Origin of the sequence: Paraburkholderia sp. Clong3 (assembly GCF_050436485.1) — a bacterium.
Classification (GTDB): domain Bacteria; phylum Pseudomonadota; class Gammaproteobacteria; order Burkholderiales; family Burkholderiaceae; genus Paraburkholderia; species Paraburkholderia tuberum.
Map to the genome: position 1 here is coordinate 1,981,618 of NZ_JBNDMH010000003.1, position 22,926 is coordinate 2,004,543.

General features: G+C 65.0%; 19 protein-coding genes and 1 pseudogene. 4 read left to right on the forward strand and 16 right to left on the reverse strand.

What is annotated here, in order from left to right; translation table 11 throughout:
• Positions 1–24: 24 nt before the first annotated feature.
• A complete protein-coding gene (locus OKW30_RS32460; RefSeq protein ID WP_429348643.1) occupies positions 25–2,682 on the forward strand; it encodes a mechanosensitive ion channel domain-containing protein in 2,658 nt (885 codons plus the stop codon).
• Between the two features lie 41 nt (positions 2,683–2,723).
• Here OKW30_RS32460 and OKW30_RS32465 read toward each other — a convergent pair whose 3' ends face one another.
• The 7 genes and pseudogenes from OKW30_RS32465 to OKW30_RS32495 all read right to left on the reverse strand — a co-directional run bounded on the left by OKW30_RS32465 (position 2,724) and on the right by OKW30_RS32495 (position 12,346).
• A complete protein-coding gene (locus tag OKW30_RS32465; protein ID WP_429348644.1) occupies positions 2,724–4,985 on the reverse strand; it encodes an ATP-dependent DNA helicase in 2,262 nt (753 codons plus the stop codon).
• The gene (locus OKW30_RS32470) at positions 4,982–6,751 is read right to left on the reverse strand and encodes a VRR-NUC domain-containing protein (protein WP_429348645.1); all 1,770 of its coding nucleotides are present in this window, start codon (positions 6,749–6,751) and stop codon (positions 4,982–4,984) included. Before OKW30_RS32470 ends, OKW30_RS32465 begins: the two co-directional genes overlap by 4 nt.
• A 69-nt stretch (positions 6,752–6,820) precedes the next feature.
• The gene (locus OKW30_RS32475; RefSeq protein WP_429348646.1) at positions 6,821–7,405 is read right to left on the reverse strand and encodes a LutC/YkgG family protein; all 585 of its coding nucleotides are present in this window, start codon (positions 7,403–7,405) and stop codon (positions 6,821–6,823) included.
• The gene (locus OKW30_RS32480; RefSeq protein WP_184062440.1) at positions 7,392–8,795 is read right to left on the reverse strand and encodes a lactate utilization protein B; all 1,404 of its coding nucleotides are present in this window, start codon (positions 8,793–8,795) and stop codon (positions 7,392–7,394) included. The genes OKW30_RS32475 and OKW30_RS32480 overlap by 14 nt, the downstream gene beginning before the upstream one ends.
• Positions 8,792–9,536, reverse strand: a pseudogene (locus tag OKW30_RS32485) ((Fe-S)-binding protein). The gene OKW30_RS32480 and the pseudogene OKW30_RS32485 overlap by 4 nt, the downstream one beginning before the upstream one ends.
• 154 nt (positions 9,537–9,690) lie before the next feature.
• Positions 9,691–10,437, reverse strand: a complete 747-nt coding sequence (locus tag OKW30_RS32490; protein WP_184062442.1) for a FadR/GntR family transcriptional regulator — start codon at positions 10,435–10,437, stop codon at positions 9,691–9,693.
• Positions 10,438–10,531: 94 nt separating this feature from the next.
• Entirely contained in the window at positions 10,532–12,346 is a 1,815-nt protein-coding gene (locus tag OKW30_RS32495) for a S10 family peptidase (protein ID WP_429348647.1), read from the reverse strand.
• 215 nt (positions 12,347–12,561) lie between these two features.
• Between OKW30_RS32495 and OKW30_RS32500 the strand changes: the two genes are divergently transcribed.
• Complete coding sequence (locus tag OKW30_RS32500; RefSeq protein ID WP_429348648.1) at positions 12,562–13,551, forward strand: ferritin-like domain-containing protein; 990 nt, start codon at positions 12,562–12,564, stop codon at positions 13,549–13,551.
• A 68-nt stretch (positions 13,552–13,619) separates the two neighbouring features.
• Here OKW30_RS32500 and OKW30_RS32505 read toward each other — a convergent pair whose 3' ends face one another.
• Positions 13,620–14,813 (reverse strand): pyridoxal phosphate-dependent aminotransferase, encoded by a 1,194-nt coding sequence (locus tag OKW30_RS32505; protein WP_429348649.1) that lies wholly within the window; start codon positions 14,811–14,813, stop codon positions 13,620–13,622.
• Positions 14,814–15,007: 194 nt separating this feature from the next.
• Complete coding sequence (locus OKW30_RS32510; RefSeq protein WP_184062450.1) at positions 15,008–16,495, reverse strand: RNA polymerase factor sigma-54; 1,488 nt, start codon at positions 16,493–16,495, stop codon at positions 15,008–15,010.
• A 509-nt stretch (positions 16,496–17,004) separates the two neighbouring features.
• Here OKW30_RS32510 and OKW30_RS32515 point away from each other — a divergent pair.
• A complete protein-coding gene (locus tag OKW30_RS32515) occupies positions 17,005–17,343 on the forward strand; it encodes a BON domain-containing protein (protein ID WP_018425284.1) in 339 nt (112 codons plus the stop codon).
• Between the two features lie 94 nt (positions 17,344–17,437).
• Here OKW30_RS32515 and OKW30_RS32520 read toward each other — a convergent pair whose 3' ends face one another.
• The 6 genes from OKW30_RS32520 to OKW30_RS32545 all read right to left on the reverse strand — a co-directional run bounded on the left by OKW30_RS32520 (position 17,438) and on the right by OKW30_RS32545 (position 20,929).
• Positions 17,438–17,890, reverse strand: coding sequence for a PA2169 family four-helix-bundle protein (locus OKW30_RS32520; protein ID WP_184039760.1), 453 nt, complete (start codon positions 17,888–17,890; stop codon positions 17,438–17,440).
• Positions 17,891–18,181: 291 nt separating this feature from the next.
• Complete coding sequence (locus OKW30_RS32525; RefSeq protein WP_187630742.1) at positions 18,182–18,763, reverse strand: hypothetical protein; 582 nt, start codon at positions 18,761–18,763, stop codon at positions 18,182–18,184.
• 97 nt (positions 18,764–18,860) lie between these two features.
• On the reverse strand, positions 18,861–19,205 hold the full coding sequence (locus OKW30_RS32530) for a DUF1488 domain-containing protein (RefSeq protein ID WP_429348650.1): 345 nt from the start codon (positions 19,203–19,205) through the stop codon (positions 18,861–18,863).
• A complete protein-coding gene (locus tag OKW30_RS32535) occupies positions 19,202–19,774 on the reverse strand; it encodes a DUF4142 domain-containing protein (protein ID WP_184062459.1) in 573 nt (190 codons plus the stop codon). The genes OKW30_RS32530 and OKW30_RS32535 overlap by 4 nt, the downstream gene beginning before the upstream one ends.
• 60 nt (positions 19,775–19,834) lie before the next feature.
• Positions 19,835–20,386 (reverse strand): type 1 glutamine amidotransferase domain-containing protein, encoded by a 552-nt coding sequence (locus OKW30_RS32540; protein WP_187630740.1) that lies wholly within the window; start codon positions 20,384–20,386, stop codon positions 19,835–19,837.
• Between the two features lie 198 nt (positions 20,387–20,584).
• A complete protein-coding gene (locus tag OKW30_RS32545; RefSeq protein ID WP_184062462.1) occupies positions 20,585–20,929 on the reverse strand; it encodes a chemotaxis protein in 345 nt (114 codons plus the stop codon).
• A 171-nt stretch (positions 20,930–21,100) separates the two neighbouring features.
• Here OKW30_RS32545 and OKW30_RS32550 point away from each other — a divergent pair, with 171 nt between their 5' ends.
• Positions 21,101–22,408: a DNA topoisomerase IB gene (locus OKW30_RS32550; RefSeq protein WP_429348651.1), complete on the forward strand. Its 1,308-nt coding sequence runs from the start codon at positions 21,101–21,103 to the stop codon at positions 22,406–22,408.
• A 77-nt stretch (positions 22,409–22,485) separates the two neighbouring features.
• On the opposite strand, the gene OKW30_RS32555 is transcribed toward OKW30_RS32550, so the two are convergent.
• Entirely contained in the window at positions 22,486–22,797 is a 312-nt protein-coding gene (locus OKW30_RS32555) for a hypothetical protein (RefSeq protein ID WP_184062466.1), read from the reverse strand.
• Between the last annotated feature and the right edge of the window lie 129 nt (positions 22,798–22,926).

Sequence of the window (22,926 nt, forward strand, 5' to 3'; positions counted from 1 at the left end):
TGGCTTCATCCCGCTTTACACCCTATGCAAAAATTTCTGCGTATCTGTTTTTTCATTTTTCTGCTCGCAGGCGCGGCGCCCGTCTTCGCCGCCGCGCCTGATCCTGCCCATCCCACGCCCGCGACCCCCGCTTCCGCCGCCGTCACGCTGACACCTCAGCAGGCCCGCGACGCGCTCGCTGTCCTGAACGACCCCAAACGCCGCGCGCAAGTCGCCGATACGCTGCAAGCGATCGCCGCGGCCGGCGCGTTGAGCGCGCCGCCCGCTTCCGCGCCGGCGGCAGCGTCGGCGCCCGCCGCCGCAAGCGGCGCAGCCGCGCTCGTGCCGGACGCGTTCAAATCCAATGGCCTCGCCTCGCAACTCGCGCGCGAGGGCGCGCATTACGCCGGCTATCTCGCGACCTCGCTGCGCGGCTCGATCGCCGCGCTGCTCGACGTCGCGTCGGTGCGCGCTTGGTGGAACTGGCAGTTCGCCAATCCGCACGCGCGCGCGGTGCTGTTCGAGGTGCTGTGGTCGCTGCTGGCCGCGCTGATCCCCGCTCTGGTGCTCGAATGGCTGGCGCGGCTGCTGCTGCGGCGCGTCTATCGGGCGATCGCCGCGCGCCGCGAAGCCGCGCTGCAGGATGACAACGACAACTCACCGCCGCCCGCGCACGCCGCCGGCGCCGCGCCGGCAGGTCATCCGCCGACCGGCACGCCGCCGCTGCCCCCGATGTCATCGGTGCCGTCAGTGCTCGAAGCGCAGGCGCAAGCCGTCGCGACTGGCCCGGCCGCGCCGTACGCGACGCCATCCGCCAAAGGCCGCGCCATCGAAGCCGAAGGCAAGCGCAACGCGACGCACCACTGGACGCTGCTGCAACGTCTGCCGCGCGCGTTGCTGATCACGCTGGTGCGGCTCGTGCCGATCGCGGTGTTCCTCGGCGCGGCGAGCGCGCTGATGTCGATCTTCACCGGCAACGGCACGCCGCAGGATCGCGCGCTCGATTCGCTGATCGACGTCTATGTGGTGTGCCGCTGCGTCGTGATCGTCGGCGCGTTCTTCCTGGAGCCGAGCGCACCGCGTCTGCGGCTGCTGCGCATGGGCGATGCGTGGGCCGCGTTCGTGCTCGGCTGGATCGTGCGAATCGTCAGCGTGGTCGGCGCCGGCGTCGCGCTAGCCGAAGTCGCGCAGGCGCTTGGCATGAACGACGCCGCGCATCTCGCGCTGCTGAAAGTGGTCGCACTCGCCGGTCACGTGATGATCTCGATCCTCGTGCTGCGCTGCGCGAAACCGGTCGCCAACCGGATCCGCAATCGCTTCGCCGCTCACGAGTCGTTAGAGATGTTCGGCAACGCGTTCGCGGACGCGTGGGCCGTGGTGACCGTGGTCATCGTGATGGGCCTGTGGTTCGTCTGGGCCTTCGACGTACGGAACGGCTATCACGCGCTCGTGAATATCGGCGGCATGACGCTCGCGATACTGATCGGCGCACGGCTCGTGTCGATCGTGATCTTCGGCGCGCTCGCGCGCATCTTCCATGTGCAGGACGAAGCGTCACACTCGCTCGTGCATCAGCACGCCTACCGATACTATCCGGCGCTGCGGCGCGTGATCGGCTGGATCATCGGCAGCGTCACCGCGCTCGTGCTGTTGCAGGCGTGGGGCGTCGACGTCATCGATCTGTTCCGCAGCGGCACGATCGGCCACCGGCTCGCCTCGGCGCTCGCGACGATCGCCGTCGCCGCGATCATCGCGCTAGTGGTGTGGGAGCTCGTCAACGTGTCGGCCGAACGTCGCCTCGATAACTGGACGAGCAGCGGCGATCTGGTGCGCGCCGCGCGTCTGCGCACCTTGATGCCGATGCTGCGCACCGCGCTGTTCTGCGTGATCGCGCTCGTCGTCGTGCTGACCGGCCTGAGCCAACTCGGCGTGAACATCGGCCCGCTGCTCGCGGGCGCGAGCATCTTCGGCGTCGCGCTCGGCTTCGGCTCGCAGAAGCTCGTGCAGGACTTCATCACCGGCATCTTTCTGCTGATGGAAAACGCGATGCAGGTCGGCGACTGGGTCACGCTCGCGGGCGTGTCGGGCACCGTCGAATATCTGTCGATTCGCACCGTGCGGCTGCGCGGCGGCGACGGCTCGCTGTTTACGGTGCCGTTCAGCTCGGTGTCGACCGTGAACAACACGAATCGCGGCATCGGCAACGCGGCGGTGCGCGTGAATATCGTGTTCGGCCAGGACGTCGAGCGCGCGATCGACACGCTGAAGGAAATCGGCGCATCGCTGCGCACGGACGACAACTTCAAGGACGGCATCCTGGCGGACTTCTCGTTCTGGGGCGTCGATGCGGTCGACGGTTCGGCGATCACGCTGGCCGGCCAGATGCAATGCCGCGATACGTCGCGCTGGGGCGTGCAACGCGAATTCAACCGACGCATCCTCGAGCGCTTCGGCGAACTCGGCATCGAGATCGCGAATCCGCAGCGTCATCTGCTCACGTGGGACCCGGCGAGCAAGGCCAGGTTCGATACGGCCCTGCCGCGCGAACGCCATGGCGACCGGCCGGACGGCGACGCCGCGGGGGACGGCCACGCTCCGCACAAGGGCGACGCGCCGCTCGACGACCAGATCCCGGTTGATCCGAGCCCGGCCGGCGGCCCTGGTACGCCCGGCAATCCGGGCTCGACCTCGCCGCACGCGTGACGCCTCGCGCGTCGCGCGCGTAAAGGTTCGCTAGCGCGGCGCTAGCGAACCTGCCACCAGCGCGGCAACAGGCGCCGCACTTCCGGCCTGCGAAAGCGGTCGTCGATCAGATGCACGACGCCGCGGTCCTCTTCGGTGCGGATCACGCGCCCCGCCGCCTGCACGACTTTCTGCAAACCCGGATACAGGTACATGTAGTCGTAGCCATTGCCGAAGCGCGCATCGAGCGCGCGGCGCATCTGCTCGTTGACGTCGTTGATCTGCGGCAGACCGAGCGTCGCGACGAACGCGCCGATCAGTTGCTGCCCGGTCAGATCGACACCCTCCGAAAAAGCGCCGCCGAGCACCGCGAAGCCGATGCCCTGATTCATCGTCCTGAAGCGCGCGAGAAACGCATCGCGCGCGGCTTCGTCCATGCCGGGTTCCTGCGCCCACACCGGCAAGCCGGGATGCCGCTCGCGCAGCAGCGCGACCACGCGTTGCAGATAGTCGAAACTGCTCAGGAACCCCAGATAATTGCCGGGCTGGGAGTCGTACTGCTTCGCGATCAGCTCCACGATCGGCGCGAGCGAGCGTTCGCGGTCACGCCAGCGCGTCGACACATGAGCGGCCACGTGCACCTGCAACTGCTCCGCGCGAAACGGTCCCTCGACGTCGAGCCATTGCGTGTCCTCGGCTAGCCCAAGTGTGTCGCGATAGAAATGCTGCGGATTCAGCGTGCCGGAGAACATCACCGTGGTACGCGCGGCCGCATAGCGTGGCGCGAGGAACGGCGCGGGGATCACGTTGCGCACGCAGAGCGTCGCACTGGTTTTGTCGCGCGGCGCGTAGCGCTCGGCGCTCAATGTCACGTCGAACATCGAGTGCTCATCGAACTGCTCGGCGAGCGCGACGAAGTGCATCGCGTCGAAGAAAACCCGCAGCGCATGTTCGTCGATCGACAACGGCGCGTCGGCGAGCTGATCCGTTACCGCGCCGATCAGGTTCTGCGCGGCGGACAGCAATTTGCCGGGCACCTCCGCATACACCTGATAGCTGGACGTCTGCGTGCGCTTCACCGCATTCCACTCGCGCTGCAAGCGTTCGAGCGGCTTCTTCAGCGCCACCGGCGCGCTCTTGCGCGCGAGCCCGAACGCGCCTTGATCTAGCGACGCGGTATACATGCGCCGCGCGCGTTCGAGCAGGTTGTGCGCTTCGTCGACCAGCACGCCGACGCGCCACTGGTTGATCTGCGTGAGCGCATGCAGCATCGCGCTCCCGTCGTAGTAGTAGTTGTAATCGCCGACGATCACATCGGCCCAGCGCGCGAGCTCCTGCGACAGATAGTACGGACAGATATTGTGCGTGAGCGCAGCCTCGCGCACCGCCGCGCGATCGAGCCGTGGCGTCGCCAACGCGGCGGCGCGCGCCGCATCGAGACGGTCGTAAAAGCCGCGCGCGAGCGGACAGGACTCGCCGTTGCAGGCTTTGTCCGGATGCTCGCAGGCTTTGTCGCGCGCGACGAGTTCGAGCGTTCTGAGCGGCAACGGCGCGCTCTGGTGCAGCGAGTCGATCGCATCGAACGCGAGTGCGCGGCCCGGCGTCTTCGCGGTCAGAAAGAACACGCGATCGAGCCGGTCTTCGCCGCAGGCTTTCAGCAACGGAAAAATCGTCGCCAGAGTCTTACCGATACCGGTCGGCGCCTGCGCCATCAACGGCTTGCCGTCGCGTGCCGCGCGATACACGGCCACCGCGAGCTCGCGCTGCCCGCGCCGAAACCGCCCATACGGAAACTGCAACGCGACGAGCGCCGCGTTGCGCGCGACGCGATGCGCGTCTTCCTGCACGGCCCAATCGAGAAATCGTTCACACTGGTCGACGAAGAAGATTTCGAGTTCGCGCGCGCTGTGCTGTTGCGTCAGCACGGTTTCCTTCTGACTGCCGATATCGAAGTACACGAGCGCGACCGTCAGCTCGCCGAGCCCGCGCGCCCGGCACAGCAGATGCCCATACACGAGTGCCTGCGCCCAATGCAGCACGCGATGATTCGCGGGCATACGCGCGAGATCGCCGCGATACGTCTTCACTTCTTCGAGCCGGTTCGCGATTCCGTCGTAGCCGTCCGCGCGGCCGCGCACGGTCAGACTGCGATGCGTGCCCGTCAGCGTGAGTTCGGTTTCGTAGCCGCTCGCGCGACGGCCGGCGACCATCTGATGACCCGCGATGCCTTCGAGCGAAGTCGGCGCGGGCGTGAAGCGCAGATCGAGATCGCCGCGCCGAGCGGTGAATTCGCACATCGCGCGGACGGCCACCACGTAGCTCATACGACGCGCTCGGCTTCGGCTTGCGTCGCGGCGTCCGCTTCGCTCTGCGCCTCTTGCCCGGCCCAGCGCACGTCGACGACGCGCACCGGCATGCCGTGCTGCGCGCAGTACGCGAGCCAGCGGATCTGGTTGTCCTGCAGACGATCGCCGGGGCCTTTCACCTCGATCAGTTCATAGCGACGCTCGGCCGGCCAGAACCGGATCAGGTCGGGCAAGCCCGAACGATTGCCGCGAATGTCGCGCAGCAAGCGCTCGAAGCACAGCTTCAGATGCGCGGCGGGCAGACAGTCGAGCGCGAGCGCGATGAGCTCGGGCGTCAGCAGTCCCCAGAACACGAACGGCGACTGCATGCCGGCCTTGTCGTGCAGATGCCGCAGAATCGTGTCGCGATAGACGCCGCTATCGAGCTGCGCGAAGCACGCGGCGAACTGCGTGGCGCGACGCGCGTGAAAGTCCGGCGCGTGCAGATCGGCCGGTCCGCGTTGGAACGGATGAAAAAACGCGCCGGGCAACGCCGTGAACACCGGCTCCCAGCACAGCAGGCCGAATAGCGAATTGATCAGCGCGTTCTCGACGTAGTGCACCGGCGCGGCGTCGCTGCTCAAATGATCGCGCACCAGGTACTCGACGGCCACCGGCGTATCAGGCTTCGGCAGCACCAGCGTGCCGCGCTCCACAGGCCTCGCCGCTGGTGCGCGCGGCACCGGCTCGCCGCACTTGCGCCGCAAGCGCGGCAACATCCGGGCGACGCGCTGCGCCTCTTCTTCGCTCTCAGGCGCGGCATCGGCCTGCGAGGCCAGCGCCAGCGCTTCGCCGTAACGCTCGCTGCGCTCGAGCACGCGCATGCGTCGAAGACGCGCGCCGGGCCAAGCGCACGCGTCGTACACCGCGAGCGCGGTGTCCCACTGCCCGCGCCGCTCGCAATCCTGGCCGATCCGGAACAGCAGTTTCGCGCGACGCGTTTCGAGCCACGGATTCGCGGTGCCGATCGAGCGGACGGTCGCGATCAGTTCGTGAAGGGAGGGGGTGTCGGTGTCGACCGGTAGCCATTCGAGCGCTTCGCGGCACGCGTGCAGCGCGAGATAGACGTCGACGTCCGCGCGTTGCTGGAACGCGCGCGACAAAGGCCCGAACGCGACCTTCTCGTACTGGAACACGCCAAGATCGGCGAGCACGAACTCCGACCAGTCCTGATGCAGATTGCCGAAGAACATCAGGCGCAAGCGATCGCACAACGGCGCGATCGCGACGTGCAGCACGCGGTCCGTAGAAGCGTCGTGCCAGGCGGCGAGCGGACGTGATGTGCATGCTTGCGCGTCGCCGCTTGCGGCTTCATGAAACTCGCGCAGCGTTTCGAGCAGATCCGGTTTGCGCAAAGCTTTTGCGCCGGGAATCCGCGCGATCGCGTCCGCGAAGATGTCCAGCAATTGCGCACGCGTGCTGAGCGCAAACAGGTCGTCGAGAGACAGGGCCGGCTCGGTGTCGATCCAGCGATGCACCGTCATCGGCATCGCCGCCTGCAACGGACAGCCGATTTCGTCGTAAGCCAGGCGGCTCGCGCGGAACAGCATGCCTTTGCGCATCAGCATGCGCACGAGCAGCGCACGCGATGCCCGCGGCAACGTCGCGAAAGTTTCCAGAAAAGCGTGCTCTTCGTCGTCGAGCAGATCGTCGTAACGCGCGGCGAGCCACGCAAGCGCGCTCTCGAAATTCAGCAGGTAGTAAGAGGCTTCAGAGCGGATCTCTGAGCGAGCATCGGTTGCCACGGACTTTGTGCGGGACCTGTATGTTTATACAGTGATGATAGCAAAGTCCGGCGCTGCGACCGCCGCGCATCAGCCCGCGAGCCACACGACCGTCAGCGAGCGCACGCCCTGCGCGCCGCGAATCAGTACGCCCTCGATATCGGCGGTGGCCGAAGGGCCGGTAACGAGCGCCGCGTAGCGCGCCCTGCGGAAATCGTCGCGACGATAGACGTCTTGCAGTCCATCGAGCAATTGCGCCGGATCGAGCAGCACGACCAGATGCTGAACGATGTAGCCCAATGCATTGACCACATATTCGCGCTCGCTAAACCACACCGAGCCGGTTTCGGCGACGCCAAAGCGCGCACGGACCAAACCGACGTCGACGTCCTGCAGCGATGCGGGGTCCGTATCCGCGCCGATCACGCGCGTGCCCGGCACTTCGGCGCTCGCCGATGCGATCGATGCCGCCGCGCCAAAACGCTCGCGGATCAGATCGCTGACGTCGCTCACGCTGGTCGCTTCGACGCAAGTGCCGCCCATCGTTTGCAACGCCGCCGTGAAGCGCGCCCGCAGATCGCCGCCAACCGCTTCGAACAGCGGCACGTCGGGACGCGGCCGCGCGGCCGGTTGCGCGGCGCGCACCTTGGCGAGAAAAGCCTCACGCGTTGTCATCGCCGCCTCCGCGATTCTTTTTGTACCAGGCATGAAAAGTCATCTTCGGCGCCTCCGGCAATTCGCGCTGCCGGCCCCAGATATTCAGAGGGTTGTACAGCACGAAATTCGGCAGCCGCCGCAACGCGCTGCCCATCGACGACACCGTCGCGCGATACAAGGTCGGACTCGATAGCAGACGCCCCGCCATCTTCAGGACCTCCTGCTTCACGAACGGCACTTCGTGCTGCTCGGCGATCACCGCGCGCCATTTATAGATCTGCTCGTGAATGTTGATCTTCACCGGACACACATTCGTGCAACTGCCATTGAGTGTCGATGCGAACGGCAACGCGCTATAGCGTTTCAGATCGAACGTCGGATTGATGATCGCGCCGATCGGCCCCGAATAGGTGCCGCCATACGACAGGCCGCCGCTGCGTCGATAGACCGGACACGTATTCATGCACGCGCCGCAGCGTATGCATTTGAGCGAGTACCAGAAGTCCTCCATCGCGAGCCGTTCGGAGCGGCCATGATCGACGAGGATGAAATGCATCTCGGTGCCCGGCCGCGGCGCACGAAAATGCGACGTGTACTGCGTGATCGGCGAACCCAATGCGCTGCGCGACAGCATGCGCACGAACACGCCGAGATCCGACACCTTCGGTATCAGCTTCTCGATTCCGATCGATGCGATATGCAGCGGCGGCACGTTCGCCGAAAGATCGGCATTGCCTTCGTTCGTGCAGACGACGACCGTGCCCGTTTCCGCCACCGCGAAATTGCAGCCGGTCATGCCAGCCGTTTTCTCGCGCACGAAATACGGCCGCGTATTCATGCGCTGGCTTTCGGCCAGATAGTGGATATCACTATTCTTCGGATCGGTGCCGATGGTCCGGCCGAACAGCTCGGCCACGTCCGCGCGCAGCTTGTGCACGGCCGGCACGACCATATGACTCGGGTCCTGATGATCGAGCTGCTGGATGCGCTCGCCGAGGTCCGTTTCCATCACGGTAATGCCGCGCGGTTCGAGATACTCGCGCATCCGGCATTCGTCGGTCAGCATCGACTTGCTCTTCACGAGCGTCGTCATGCCGCGCCCGGACATCAGCTTGTGGACGATCGCGTTGTGCTCTTCCGCGCTCGCTGCCCAATGCACGACCACGCCATTGGCCTCGGCCGCCGCCGCGAACTGCTCCAGGTAGTCGGCCAGATGCGACAGCGTGTGTTCCTTGATGCCCGACGCCAGCGAGCGCAACGTTTCCCATTCGGCAATGCCGTGCGCCTGCGCGTCGCGCTTCTCGCGCAGGTCCCACAGACGCTTGTCGTGAAACGCAACATGCTCGGTCTTGCTGATGAAAGAACCCGCGGCTTTGGCGTGATCGATGCGGTGATGGTCGCCGCTCATGCGCGTGCTCCATTGAGAACCTGCGCGATATGAATGAAGCGCGCGTCGGCTTTCATGCGTTCCGCGCAACCCTGCTGGTGCATCAGGCACGACATGTCGCCCGAAACGATGTACTCGGCGCCCGCATCCAGATGGTCGCGCACCTTGTCCTGCCCCATGCGCACCGACACCGCCTCTTCGGTGACCGAGAACGTGCCGCCAAAACCGCAACATTCGTCGGGCCTCGCCGGCTTGACGAACTCGATGCCCTTCACGCCTTCGAGCAACGCGCGCGGCTTCGAAAACGGCGTGCCGGCGATTTCCGACGCCGACGCCTGCTTCAGATGACGCAGCGCGCTGCAACTGGTGTGTAGACCGACACGGTGCGGAAATTCGGCCCAAGGAAATTCGCGCGCGCCGATCACGTCGTGCAGAAACTCGACCAGTTCGTAAGCGCCTGCGCGTACTTTCTTCACTTCGTCGGTCTGCTCGAGCGCGGTCAGATGTTCGCGCACGTGATGAATGCAACTCGCGGACGGCCCGACGATGTAGTCGTAACCCGCGAAGTTGCGCGCGAATAGTCGCTCCGTGGCGGCGGGCGTCCGCATGCGCGCCGCTATTGGCCATCGGCTGGCCGCAGCAGGTCTGCTGCTGCGGATAGTCGACCTCGATGCCGAAACGTTCGAGCAGTTCGAGCGTCGCGATACCGACCTCCGGATAGAACGCGTCGATAAAGCACGGGATAAACAGCGCGACTTTCATAGGCTCTTCAGGAAAAGCGGCGGGAACGATGTCTGTTGACCGGTGTGGCCGGTGTGGCCTGGCTGGCCGTCTTGGTCATGTTGGTCTGACCAAGACTATAAAAAAGTCCGTTGGCGGTGTCAATTCGGACGGCGCGGGCCTTGAAATCAGGGAATCAGGAAATCACCGCGGCCGACGGCTTCGTCGCATCGTCCTTGTAAATCTCTCGCACGAACGCCAGATGCCGCTCGGCGGCCTTGCGTGCCTTGGGCGCATCGCGTGCGACGACCGCGTCGTAAATCGCCTGGTGCTGGCTCATCAACTGCTTCTCCATCGCGTCGTCGTAATCGATCAACCGATGATACTGGCGCATGCCCTCGCGAATCAGCGCATGAATGCCGTGCATCACATGCGCCAGCGCGACATTGTGCGTGGAGTCGGCGATCGCGAGATGAAACGCGGCATCGAGTTCGGCGAGATTCGCGCGATCGCGCGAGAGCGACGCGGCCTTCAACGCCTCGAACGCCGCGCGGATTTTCTTCAGATCGGTGGCGGTTGCGCGCTGCGCGGCATAGACCGTCGAAATCGCTTCGAGCCCCTGGCGCAACTCCAGAATGTCGGCGCTGGTGCGCGGATTCTGCAGCAACAGTTCGGCAAGCGGCTTCGAGATGATGGGCGCGGTCACGTCGACCACCGTGAAACCGCCGCGCCCCGACGTTTCGATGTAACCGTCCGCCTCCAGCCGGATCAGCGCCTCGCGCAGCGATGGTCGCGACACGCCGAGCTGCGCCGCGAGATCGCGCTCGGCCGGCAGACGGTCGCCGGGCATCAGCGTGCCCTCCGAGACCAATTGCTTGATCTGGTCGGACACCACGTCGGAAATGCGCTTGCGCGCGAAGGACGGAATCGGGGTGAATGGCATGAGCGGCGAACGATGAAGCCGGTTGACAGAGCGCGCGGCTACTCCACGGTGCGGGGAATTATACCGTTCGACACCGTGCGACGATTCGCCGATCTCAACGCGGCTGCGCCGTATAAAAGCTCACGAGGTCACGCTTCATCGCGTGCAGCGCGGCATCGTCGAGATACACCATATGGCCGGTCGGATAGTAGGCGATGCGCACGTTCTCGCGAAGCGACCGATCGAGGCCGAGATGCGCGAGCGCATATTCGGTCGCATAGAACGGCGTGGCGAGATCGAAGTAGCCGTTCAGCGATAACACCCGCAACTGTGGATTCTGCCGCATCGCTTCAGCCAGATCGCCGCCCGCGTAGGGCAGCTCCAGCCGTTCGCCCCACCATTCGCGATGTTTCCAGTCCCATTGCTTCAACGCGTCGTCGCTGAACACCAGGTAACGGTCGGTTGGCGTGTAGTGCAGGTCGTCCGACAGATGCTGATGAAGCGCCGCATTGAACGCATTCGACACGCTGCTCACCGACGCATCGAAGTCCGGATCCTCCGATGCATCGTCGTAGTTCAGGCCTTCGAAACGCGCATCGTAGCGGCCCACGCTGCGCGACTCGTTGCGCAGCAACTCGTTTCGAAAACGCGACGGATAAAGACGCAGACGGTTACGCTTCACGAACCCCACGTCCAATCCGGTGAAGTACGCGATGCGCGCGGCGATCGCGTCGCGCTGGTCGTCGGGCAGCGCATCGCCCTGTTCGAGCGCCTGCGCATAGGGTCCGCGGGCGAACGCGCGTGCTTCGTCGAGAAAGGCCGGCAGGCTCGCGGGCTTCGGCGTGACCTTGTCGTGATACCACGCGATCGCCGCGAAACTCGGCAGATAACTCTCGCTCCTGAAATCGTTGCCAGGCGTGAACGCCGCGGAATTGAGCACCGACGACAGCAGGATCACGCCGTTCAGCGCGATATTGTTCTGCCCCAACCGATAAGCGAGCATCGCGGCGCGCGCGGTGCCATACGATTCGCCGAGCAGGTACTTCGGCGAATTCCAGCGCTGATTCATCGTCAGATAACGGTCGATGAATTGCGCAAACGCACTGACGTCCTGATCGACGCCCCAGAAGTCCTTGCCCGTGCCATGCCCGACCGGTCTCGACAGGCCCGCGCCGACCGCGTCGATGAACACGAGGTCGCTGGTATCGAGCAGGCTGTCGGGGTTGTCGTCGAGCGTGTACGGCGCGGGCGGCGTGCTCGCGGGGCTCGCGGTGCGCACGCGTTTCGGGCCGACCGAGCCCATCATCAGGAATACGCTGCCGGCGCCTGGGCCGCCGTTGAACAGAAAGGTGATCGGACGCGTCGCAGGCGTCCTGGTCGGCACCGTGTACGCGACATAGAACACGCTCGCGTTGGGCGCGCCGGTCTTGTCGTGCAGCAACAGATTGCCCGCGCTCGCCGTGTAGTCGAGCTTGCGGCCGTTCAGGCGAAGCGAATGCGTGGTGACGCTGGTGGTTTCGGGCGGCACGGGAATCGCGGGCGTCGAAGCCCTGTCGTTGCGAGGCGTTGCCGTCGCGTCGGCCGAGTCCGGTGCATTCGATGCAGCCTGCGTGTCGCCACGCGCAGCCGTCCGCCTGCGCGGCTCGCCGTTCGGGCGCGCCGTCATCGCGTGCGGCTCGCTCGATTCGCCGACCGGCGACGCGTTCGCCTCCGGCCCCTGGCGTGGTGCGATCGGCGCGAATGCGGCGGCGTCCGTGCTTCCCCCCGTTGCCGTGCTTTCCGAGGTGCTCGACGCATCGGCCTGTTCGGCTGCCATGCACCGTTCGCCGAACGGCACCACACCAGTGACAGAAAGCGTCACCGTCAGCGCGGCGGCCGGCAATCCGGCTGTCAGCAAGCGGCGCAATGAAGAAGAGAAGCGATGGATCATGAAGTTTTCCGCGACGAGTCGAAACGCGCTGGAATCGGGCTAGCCGGGTTCGGGAGCACACCCGGCGCTCGATTCTTGACGCAAGTTTGCGCGGCGTCAACGGTCGGCGTCACAGCACGCCGAACATTACAAAGCGCTTTTTGCTCGACGTGGCGCAGACCTGCGCAGTCATGGCAGAATCGACAGCGCCTTCGTCGCCTTGTCGAGAATACCCAATGGACCAACTGGTACTGGATGCATTCGACGCTGCCGCGCTGATCCCCGGCTTTCGCGCGCCGCAACTGCCGCACGAGCAGCCCGACCCCTCGACCCTCGACGCCGCCGACCACGCGATGCGGCACTGGACCAGCACCGTCAGCGGCCCGCTGGCGCCCGGCTCCGACGTGCACCGGCAGGAAATGTGCCGCATGTTTCGCGAGACCTTCAATCCGTATCGCCCGGCCGTGCTCGCATGGCCGCAGCTCGAAGCCGCGACGCTCAAGCGCATCGTCGATCTGCCGATCTGGGACATCGCCGTGCAAACCGAAGGCAGGGCGCGCCTGCGCATGGCCGCCTACGCGGCCACGCTCGACACCCCGGAGCTGCGCGACGCACTTGCGCTGAACGCGTGGGAAGAGAACCGCCATAAGGAAGTGCTGTCGCGCATGGTGCATGCGTATGGCATCGCGCTCGCGAGCGAGCCGTCGTACGTCTATCCGAAAGACACGGAACGGGCTTACCTCGTGACCGGCTATAGCGAATGTATCGACAGCTTCTTCGCGTTCGGCCTGTTCGAGGTGGCGCGGCGCTCGGGCCTGTTCCCGCCGGCACTGACCGAGACATTCGAGCCGGTGATGCAGGAAGAGTGCCGCCATATTCTGCTGTTCGCGAACTGGGTCGCGTGGCATCGCGCGCAGCTTTCATGGTGGCAGCGCATCCGCTTCGAGCTCAAGGTGGCGGGTGTGTGGGCGTTTCTGGTGTGGGAGCGCATTGGCCTCGCACGTGCGATGGATGCTGACGGCAACGTCCATGAGCACGATAACAACTTCACGGTAAACGGCGCGCAGTCGGTAACGGATGTCGATATCAGCGTGCCCGAATTGATGCAACTGTGTCTTCAGGAGAATGAGCGGCGATTTGCTGGGTATGATCCACGGTTGTTGCGGCCCGAAACGATGCCTCGGCTGGTGCGCTTCGGCCTGAAATTCGTGCGCAGGAAAAAGTAAGCCGCGCCGAACGCACTGCCCAGCCACCTTCGGCTGGCCGTGGTGCCCAGCGACCGGATCGTCGCAATCTACAACCCACCGCCCTCTCGGCCCCGCCCCCCTTCCACGAACCGCGCGATCCTCTCGCACGCCTCGATCAATCGATCCTCGCCCACCACCAGCCCCAACCTCACGAAGCCGTTCGCCGTCTCCCCGAACGCACTCGCGTCGAGCACGGCCACGCCTTGTGCGCGAAACAGCTGCCATGTGAACTCGGTCGTATCGAGCCCGGTCCCGCTGACGTCGACCATCATGAACATGCCCGCTTCGGGCAACAGGCACCGCAAGCCCGGCACACGATGCAAGCGCTCGAACACGACGTCGCGCCGCCGCCGGTAGATCTCGCGAATATCGGCGACGATCTCCGCCCTGTTCTCCAAAGCCGTCAACGCGGCCTGCTGGATGAAACCCGGCAGGCCGTACAGCATCGCGAGCGCGAGCCGCGCCATGTGCTCGATCAGCGTCGCTGGCCCGATTGCCCAGCCGACGCGCCACCCCGCCATCGCATGCGACTTCGACAGGCTGCCGAGCGTGACCGTGCGCTCCGCCATGCCGGACAACGACGCAATGCTCACGTGATCGCGTTCGAACGTGAGTTCCGCATAGACCTCGTCGGACAGCACCCACAGGTCGTGCTCGCACGCGAGCCGCGCGATGCGTTCGAGATCGGCGCGCTGCATCACCACGCCGGTCGGGTTGCACGGCGTCGCGAAGAAGATCGCCCTCGTGCTCGGCGTGATCGCCGCTTCGAGCGCGTCGCAGTCGACGTGAAAAGCGCGCGCCGGATCGACCGGCACCGCGACGAGCGTCGCACCCGCCGCGCGCACGCATGCCTCGTAGGTCAGGTACATCGGCTCGGGAACGATCACTTCGTCGCCCGCTTCGAGCAGGCACAGCGACACCGCGAACACGCCGTTTTGCGCCCCGGCGGTCAGCACCACGTTGGCGGCGCTCACGTCGCAGCCCGTCGTGCGCGCGTGCTCGGCGGCAATCGCGGCGCGCAGCGGCTCGCGACCGGCCATCGCCGTATAGTGCGTGTCGCCGGCCCGCAACGCATCGATGGCGCGCTCGACGATCGGCGCGGGCGTCGAGAACTCGGGATCGCCGACACTCAGCACGATCACGTCTTCGCCCCTGGCAGCCGCCTGCTGCGCGACCCGATGAATTTCCCACGCCGACGTGCGCCGCCCTTGCAGTCGCTCGACCAGATTCGAATACTTCATTGCGCTCACCCGTTGTTGTGCGATCCGTTCCGCCGATCTCTTTCCAATTGACCCGCCAATGTAAAGGCACGCCGGCGAAACGTCCAGATACGAAAAAGGGTCATGCGAGCGGATAACCTCGCATGACCCTGTGCGCAATGTACTGCTGTTTGAATGACTGTTGTGCTTCAAACCCCCGTTATAACTTCGGCGCGTCAAAGCTGCCGGCGCAGTTCAGCCGGCGGCACCTTCATCAGATGCCGGTATTTCGCCACCGTGCGTCGCGCGACCAGCACGCCCTGATCCGCGAGCATCTTCGCGAGCGTCACGTCCGACAGTGGATCGCGCGTATTTTCCGCGGCGATCATCTCCTTGAGCAGCGCGCGCACCGCGGCGGCCGAGCAGGTTCCGCCGCTTTCGGTGCCGAGCTCGCGCGGGAAGAAATGCTTGAACTCGAAGATGCCGCGCGGCGTCGCCATATATTTGTTGCCCGTCGCGCGCGAGATCGTGGATTCGTGCAGGCCCAGCTCGTCAGCCACGTCACGCAGCACCATTGGCTTCAGCGCGATCTCGCCGTACAGGAAGAACGCCTTCTGATGCGCGACGATGCATTCGGCAACCCGCTGGATCGTATCGAAGCGCTGCTGCGCGTTGCGGATCAGCCAGCGCGCCTCCTGCAGCTGCTGCGCGAGCGGCGAACGGCTTGCTCCGGCCGACTGCGCGAACAGCTGCGCATACATGCGATGGATTCGCGCCCGCGGCTGCACCGCCGGATTGATCGACACGACCCACTTGTTGCGCACCTGACGCACGATCACGTCGGGCACGACATAGTTATCCTCGGTGCGGCCGTAGCAATTGCCGGGCTTCGGATCGAGCTTGCGCACCAACGCGCAAGCCACACGCAATTCCTCCGCGCTGCAGCCGATCTGTTTTTGCAACTCGGCCTGCTCGCGGCGCGCGAGCCTTTCCAGATGATGCTCGGCGATCTGCCGCGCGACGTCACGTCCCGGCGTATTGGCGGGTAGCGCATTGATCTGCAGCGCGAGGCATTCCGATAGCGAACGCGCGCCGAGCCCCGGACGATCGAGCGCCTGCACGAGGCGCAACGCCACCAGCAGTTCTTCCTCGGTTAGCGTGGGTTCCAGATCGACGCTATCGGCCAGGTCGGCCAGCGATTGCCGCAGATAGCCGTCGTCGTCGAGCGCCTCGATGATGAAACGGGCCACCGCGCGATCGCGGTCGTCTAGCCGGTACAGGCGCAACGCGTCGTGCAACTGCTCGCGCAGCGTGGGTTGCGAGCGAGCCCAATCGCCCGGGTCGCTGCCGTCCGCGTCGCCGTTCTGGCGCGTCGAGTTGCGCGAACCGTAGTCGCCGGAAAAATCGGCGGGCATGTCGTCCTGGCCCGCGCTTTCGAGCGTATCGCTACCGGCGCTTTCCGCCGGCAGTCCGTCCGGCTCGGCGGCGGCAAGCGTATCGACGGCGGGCGGCGCGTTGGCGTCTTCGCCTTCGCCTGGCGTCGTGCCGGCGAGCGCGACGTCTTCCGCTTCGGATGAGTCGTATTCGAGGAACGGATTGGTATCGAGCGCCGTGCGCAATTCCTGCTGGAACTCGAGAGCCGACAATTGCAAGAGCCGCACCGACTGCTGAAGACGAGGGGTCAGTGCGAGAGACTGCCTTGTACGTAGTTCGATTGAAGGCATTGGAATGATCCCGTTCGTTAGTAGCCTCAGACTCAACGAGCCGAGTTCACTGACCAACGCAACGTCCGTACCAGATCGCGCAAGACGCTGTTTTGATTGCGCTTTGTTTATTCAGGAGGATGAATTGCCCTGACCGGGCGCGCCGGTTTTTACAAACGGCAGGCAATTTCCGGTCCCTTTCTTCTCCTCTCCGGCGGCCTCGCGCATGGCCGCACTGCAACCGTATTCGTCAGTCGAAACTCCCCGGTGCATGCGGCTTTCGCGAGCGGCATGGATTGGCTCGCAGCCGGCAGGCACGATGGTTGCGGAGCAACGGTGTGTGGACGGACGCCGCCCTTCGCAAACGCCTCGATCGAGCGCGGATGCGAGTACAGCGTCCGGTGTCGAGAAACGGGCCCCTGACGGTACCGTAGCGGCGACGACCCCACGTGTGTCATCAGCGGCTTCGGCCGCGATCGGCCGCCGGCCAACAAGACCGCCATTTTCATTACCACCTGATGGAGAGAACCATGAAGACGATCCAGCTTCTGAAGACCGCAGGCAGCATCGCCGTCGTCGCGTTCGCGCTGAACGCGAACGCCCAGACCAGCGCTTCGGCCCCGCCCGCGGCGTCGGAAAGCGTCGGCCAGCATATCGACGATGGCACCATCACGACCAAGGTCAAGGCTGATCTGCTTGCCGCGAAGAACGTCAAATCGACGCATATCCACGTGAAGACCCGCAAGGGCGTCGTGTGGCTCACGGGTTCGGTGCCGTCGGCCGACGACAAGTCCGCCGCCGAAGATGTCGTGCAAAGCGTGAAGGGCGTGACCAGCGTGAAGAACCATCTGAAGGTCGCGGCTGACTGACATCCGCGCGATTGGTTCGCACCGATTCGACTGAACAGAACGTAACAGAGCCGGCTGGTAGAGCCGGCTCTTCCTTATTGCACTGACGCGTCGATCAGCGCTTCATCGCCGCATACTGGTCGCGCAGATCGCGCACGCGGTCATGCGTTTGCAGCACGCCCTGGTACTGCCGCTCGACGATTGCCCGCACGTCCGCCGGCAAATCCTTCTCCAGCGCGTCGTGATAGCGTTTCTTCGCGACGTCCTCGCCTTTTTCGCACTCGGCAAGAATCGCATGGTCGCTGCGATTCGCTACCGCCGATTTCACGTCGACCCAGCCGCGATGCAGCGCACCGCTCATGCTGCCGCCGGTTTCGGGCTTGCCGCCCAGAGTCTGAACGGCATCCTGCAACTCACGCGCGCCGCGCGAGCAGTCCTCGGCACTCGAACGGAACAGCATCTTCAGCTGGTCGTCGTGCGCATCCTCGGCTGCCTTCATAAAGCCCTTTTCGCCATCCTTCGACGTTTCGACCAGATCATTCAATACGGAAACAACGTTGGTAGCCATTCAATACCTCCAAGGGTTTCGTTCATCGCGGAATCCGCCGCGCGGGCCTTTTTATGTGCCTCGCGATGAAGCGGTTCGACGTGCGGCGGGCTGCATTCGATAGCACGCATCACGCGTGCCCGGCACCTCGCGCGAGCCGATGCGTAGCGAAAGGCAGCTCGAACGATCGCAGCCGCCGCGCGATGCGCGGCAACCGCGGGTGTCGCGCGACGTGGAAACAGCGCGGAAAACGGAAAACGGCCCGATGATCGTCATCGGGCCGTTTTTTGTTGGTCTGCCGAGTCGCTCATATCACGCGCGCTTCTCCGCGAATTCCTTGATCGGCTCGGGCGTCTTCAGCGGATCGAAATCGGCCCAGCGTCCCTGCTGCCAGCGGCCGGTCGCCTTCTCGATCGACACGCCGCCCGCTTCACGCAGCACGCGCGCGGCGTCCAGCTGATTGTCGGGCGACACGTGCACGGCGACGAGCACGCCCGAATCGCGCGCCTCCTCGTGATACGGCACGCGATGGTCCGATTTGCCGCGCTCCCTGGTGCGCGACATCGCGCCGACCAGCGAGCCGACATACGCGCCGACGCCGGCCGCGATCAGCGACACCAGCAGCGGCGCGGAAAACACCGCGAAGATCGCCACGCCAATCACCGCGCCAATCACCGCGCCGATCGTCACGCCCATGCCCGCACCTTTAGGCGCTTCTCGCGCGCCGGGGTCGGTATCGGTGTCGCCGCCGATCGGGAAACGCGCATGCTGGCCGCGCGGATTGACGAAAAACAGCGTGACGTCCTCTTCCACGAAACCCGCATCGAACAGTTTTTGCGCCGCGCTTTCCGCAGCGGGAAAAGTCGTGAAGCGTGCTGCGACGATGAGTGACATACGGCCTCCTTATCGTTAATTGCCGCTCGCGGACCATCCTGTCGCCGGGGGCGCGAGTCGGAAGCAGCGCGCCCAGTCAATGCGACACGCAGCGGCCCTACGCCGCGGCGCCGCGATCCGGTTCCATGCCTTCCACTCTGAACAGTCCGCTATGCAACACTACGCTTTCTCCGTCGTTCTGGTCGAGCGCTTCCGCGCAGACCGAGCGGATGCGCTGACGGCCTCTGTCGAAAGCGGCCATCAACGCCGCTTCAAGCGCGGACTCCGCGCCGAAATGATCTTCCAGAGCCTCGGCAGTGATCGCGCAAACCACTGGCTCGCCATCGACGCGCGCAAGAAAGCGCACGGTCAGATTGGCGCCGTCGAAGGCCGCTTCGTCATCGGGGAAAGTGATCTGCATCAGAGAGTCCTTATAAGCAGGCCGTGGCAGGATCGCGTTCATGACGAGCCCTTCAATTTGCCGGCCAGTTGCTCCGCCATCTCGAGGTGATGCTTGATGGTCGGCAGCGCTTGCGCGGCCGCGGCCTTCAGTTGCGAGTCGGTGCCGCTCTCGCTTTGCTGCTGGAACAGGTCGACCGCGCGCTGATGCGCTTCCACGCCGACCTGCTCGACATAGGCCTGATCGAACTCGGTGCCCTTCAACGTCTGCAGTTTGCCGACCAGCGCGGAATCCGCGGACGGCGTCGGCTTGAAGCCCTTCTTCGCGACCAGCCCGGCCATTGCGTGCGACAGCTTCGTGTGGTCGGCGATCATCTGTTGAGCGAACTTCCTGACATGCGGATCGTTGGAGTTCTTCAGCGCGACCTTGCCAGCGGCGATTTCAGTGGCGTCCGACTTCGACGCTTCGAGCACGAACTGCTGATCCGCGGGTGACAGCGTCGTGCCGCCGGTCGGCGCTGCGCTCGCGGGCGCATCGCTCGCCTGCGCGCGGGCCGTGTCGATCGATGCCGCGCTCACGCCCAACACGGCCAGCGCGGCAGTCAACACTTGTAGGGAATACCGGAATTTCATGCATTTTCTCCCTGTCGAATCACCGATGCGCAGGCTCCGAAGCCAACGCGCCGCCCGCGATCAAGCCGCCTTGCGCTTCGTCAGTTGCGCGATCAGCGCCTTGTTGAACGCGGGAAGGTCGTCGGGTTTGCGGCTCGAAATAAGATTGCCGTCCTCGACCACTTCCTGATCGACCCACGTGCCGCCCGCGTTGCGAATATCGTCCTGCAGGCTAGGCCAGCTCGTCACCGTGCGCCCCTTGATGATCCCCGCCGATACCGGCAGCCACGCGCCGTGACAGATCACCGCGATCGGCTTCTTCGCGTTGTCGACCGCTTTGACGAACGCCTGCGCCTGCGGCAGCAGTCGCAGCGCGTCGCCGTTCACGACGCCGCCCGGCAACACCAGCGCGTCGTAGTCGTCGGGACTGGCCTTGTCGAAGGTCGCATCGACGTCGACGGAATCGCCCTTGTCGATGTGTTTGAAGCCCTGGATCTTGCCCGGCTTCGCCGAGATCACATGGACCGTCGCGCCCGCCTCGGTGAGCGCGCGTTTCGGCTCCATGAGTTCTGCCTGCTCGAAACCATCTACGGCGAGTACCGCTACCTTGTAGCCATTCAGTGCATCAGTCATGCGTGCTCTCCTTCGTGCGGCGCCGCGCTCATGCACTTGCCCGTGATGCATGTGCATAGGTCTGCGCCTTCGCTAAGCGTGGTTCAGCAAAAAACGCGCCTGCTTGAGGCAGTGTTCAGCGGGCTGACAGTTGGCGGTGCACCGACGCTGCGGTTGCACCGTTCAGCTCGAGCCGCCGCGCGTGCAAAAGCGTCGTGGTCAGACGTCGTTTTCGTCTTCGTCGGAGCGTTCCGCGCCCGGCGGCACTTGCGGATCGACGACGTGGTCGGTGTCGATATCGCGGTCCATCTCCAACGTCGAATCGCCATCGGCCGACGCGCGCTCGCCCGTACCTGAGCGATCGGTATCGCTGCCGAGTGCGGCGTCGCCGGCTTCGAGCGCGTGATTGTCGAGCTCCGTATCGACGTCGAAATCGTGACGCTTCGCGCCCGCCACGTCGCTGCCGCTATCGGACGAGTCGCTGGGACCCAGCGCGCCCGTCGTGCCGGACGTTTGCTTGACGGTCTGCTGCGGCTCTTCATCGGGGTTGAGTGTGCTGCTCATGAAAGCTCCTTTTCCGGTTGGTCACGTCGACTTTTCCGCAAGGACCGTTCCGCCTCAGCGCGCTGGTCACTTGTCGGTGGCATCCCCCTTGCTTCCCGCCGATCACACGGCACACATCGCACCTACCCGGCGAACCGGTTCGAACCGGGTTTGAAACTTCTACCTGCAACAATGGCTACCGCGACTCATTCCACGACCACATCACGCAGCCCGACCACCGCGAACGGCAACACCGCACCCCAACCGATGCCGCCGGGACTGCGCCACGCCGACGACACGAGGCCCGGCTACACACGCAAGCGCGACCGGAACGGCTTCATTTATTTCGACGTCGACGGCAAGCGCATCGTCGATGAGGACGAGATTCAACGCATCAATTCGCTCGCGATTCCACCCGCGTACGAAAACGTGTGGATCTGCCCCGATCCGCGCGGTCATCTGCAGGCGACCGGCCGCGACGCGCGCGGCCGCAAGCAGTACCGCTATCACCCCCGCTGGCGCGAAACGCGCGACGCCGACAAGTACGAACGGATGGCCGAGTTCGGCCGCGCATTGCCCAAAATCCGCGCGTGCGTGGCGCGTGATCTGAAGCTGCCCGGCATGCCGCTCGACAAGGTCGTCGCGGCCATCGTGCAGTTGCTCGACACGACGCTGATCCGCATCGGCAGCGCAGAATACGCGCGCGATAACCACTCGTACGGATTGACGACGCTGCGCAAGAAGCATGTGAAGATCAGGGCCGGTCAATTGCGCTTCCAGTTTCGCGGCAAGAGCGGCATCGAGCACGACGTGACAGTGGACAATCCGAACATCAAGCGCATCGTGCGACGTTGCGCGGAGCTGCCCGGTCACGACCTGTTCCAGTATCTCGACGAAGACGGCACGCGCCACAGCGTCGGCTCGACGGATATCAACGACTACCTGCGCCGCGTAAGCGGCGCGGACTTCACCGCCAAGGACTACCGCACGTGGGCCGGCAGCGTGTACGCGCTGGCGGCATTGCGCCGCTTGATGTGCAGCAGCGCGGCCGAAGCGCGTCGTCATATCGTCGCGACCGTGAAAGAAGTGGCGACGCTGCTACGCAATACGCCCGCCGTCTGCCGGCGCTGCTATATCCACCCGGCGATCATCGGCGCGTTCGAGGCGGATGAGTTGCAGAGCCTCGCGCCAGGCCAATCGCGCCGCGGACTCAAGGTAGATGAAGTGGCCTTTGCGGTGCTGCTCGCGCAGGCGGAAAAGCGTGCGGCGAAACTCGCGCGCGCATCCGGTGGCAAAGGACGCAAGACGCGGGAGTCGTCGGTCGACGACAGTATCAACGGTTCGTTGACGAGTCTGCTAAAAAAGTCGCGCGTGGTGCGCAAGAATGCCACCGCCGCGAAAGACAAAAGCGCCGCGGCACATTTGCGAGCCACGGCACGCGTTCGTACGCGGCGCGCTGCGCGGCAAATGGCATCCGAACCGAAACCAAGGGCCCAGTGACGGGCTCAGCGCTGAATCGACGCCGGCGCGTTACGACGAACGCACAGGTGCATGGCCGCGCCCGCATCGATCCAGCGTTACTGTCCCTTCGTATCGCTGCTGGCATTGGCGCCGGGCGTGTTCGTCGTATCGGTCATCGGATTGTTTGCCTTCGACTTCTTGTGATGATGTTTCATCGACGAAGTCGATCCCATGGTGCTGCCCGTGACATTCGACGCGGGCTCGTTGCCCGCCGTCGGCGCCGCGGTCGCCGCGCCATGCGCGTTGCCGCCGCCGGTGCCGCTATTGCCGTTACCGCCGCCCGCCTGCGCGAACGCGGCGCCCGACGCGACGGCGCCCGACGCGACCACACATGCCGCGAACAGCCATGCCTTCGGATACTTGCTCATCTGGGTTCTCCCTGAAGTAAAAGGACGGGTGCGATCCTTCGGTTCCCTGCTGCCATCACTGAGAGTCGAGCAAGGCCTATGCCGCGCGATGCAGTCGTCGCATGCGCGCATCGCGCTTTGCTGATCAGC

What these genes read in the sequence shown, in the direction of transcription:
- OKW30_RS32460 (WP_429348643.1), top strand. Translation starts at nt 25, where the DNA reads ATGCAAAAATTTCTGCGTATCTGTTTTTTCATTTTTCTGCTCGCAGGC.
- OKW30_RS32465 (WP_429348644.1), bottom strand. Translation starts at nt 4,985, where the DNA reads ATGAGCTACGTGGTGGCCGTCCGCGCGATGTGCGAATTCACCGCTCGG.
- OKW30_RS32475 (WP_429348646.1), bottom strand. Translation starts at nt 7,405, where the DNA reads ATGACAACGCGTGAGGCTTTTCTCGCCAAGGTGCGCGCCGCGCAACCG.
- OKW30_RS32480 (WP_184062440.1), bottom strand. Translation starts at nt 8,795, where the DNA reads ATGAGCGGCGACCATCACCGCATCGATCACGCCAAAGCCGCGGGTTCT.
- OKW30_RS32490 (WP_184062442.1), bottom strand. Translation starts at nt 10,437, where the DNA reads ATGCCATTCACCCCGATTCCGTCCTTCGCGCGCAAGCGCATTTCCGAC.
- OKW30_RS32495 (WP_429348647.1), bottom strand. Translation starts at nt 12,346, where the DNA reads ATGATCCATCGCTTCTCTTCTTCATTGCGCCGCTTGCTGACAGCCGGA.
- OKW30_RS32500 (WP_429348648.1), top strand. Translation starts at nt 12,562, where the DNA reads ATGGACCAACTGGTACTGGATGCATTCGACGCTGCCGCGCTGATCCCC.
- OKW30_RS32505 (WP_429348649.1), bottom strand. Translation starts at nt 14,813, where the DNA reads ATGAAGTATTCGAATCTGGTCGAGCGACTGCAAGGGCGGCGCACGTCG.
- OKW30_RS32510 (WP_184062450.1), bottom strand. Translation starts at nt 16,495, where the DNA reads ATGCCTTCAATCGAACTACGTACAAGGCAGTCTCTCGCACTGACCCCT.
- OKW30_RS32515 (WP_018425284.1), top strand. Translation starts at nt 17,005, where the DNA reads ATGAAGACGATCCAGCTTCTGAAGACCGCAGGCAGCATCGCCGTCGTC.
- OKW30_RS32520 (WP_184039760.1), bottom strand. Translation starts at nt 17,890, where the DNA reads ATGGCTACCAACGTTGTTTCCGTATTGAATGATCTGGTCGAAACGTCG.
- OKW30_RS32525 (WP_187630742.1), bottom strand. Translation starts at nt 18,763, where the DNA reads ATGTCACTCATCGTCGCAGCACGCTTCACGACTTTTCCCGCTGCGGAA.
- OKW30_RS32530 (WP_429348650.1), bottom strand. Translation starts at nt 19,205, where the DNA reads ATGAACGCGATCCTGCCACGGCCTGCTTATAAGGACTCTCTGATGCAG.
- OKW30_RS32535 (WP_184062459.1), bottom strand. Translation starts at nt 19,774, where the DNA reads ATGAAATTCCGGTATTCCCTACAAGTGTTGACTGCCGCGCTGGCCGTG.
- OKW30_RS32540 (WP_187630740.1), bottom strand. Translation starts at nt 20,386, where the DNA reads ATGACTGATGCACTGAATGGCTACAAGGTAGCGGTACTCGCCGTAGAT.
- OKW30_RS32545 (WP_184062462.1), bottom strand. Translation starts at nt 20,929, where the DNA reads ATGAGCAGCACACTCAACCCCGATGAAGAGCCGCAGCAGACCGTCAAG.
- OKW30_RS32550 (WP_429348651.1), top strand. Translation starts at nt 21,101, where the DNA reads ATGGCTACCGCGACTCATTCCACGACCACATCACGCAGCCCGACCACC.
- OKW30_RS32555 (WP_184062466.1), bottom strand. Translation starts at nt 22,797, where the DNA reads ATGAGCAAGTATCCGAAGGCATGGCTGTTCGCGGCATGTGTGGTCGCG.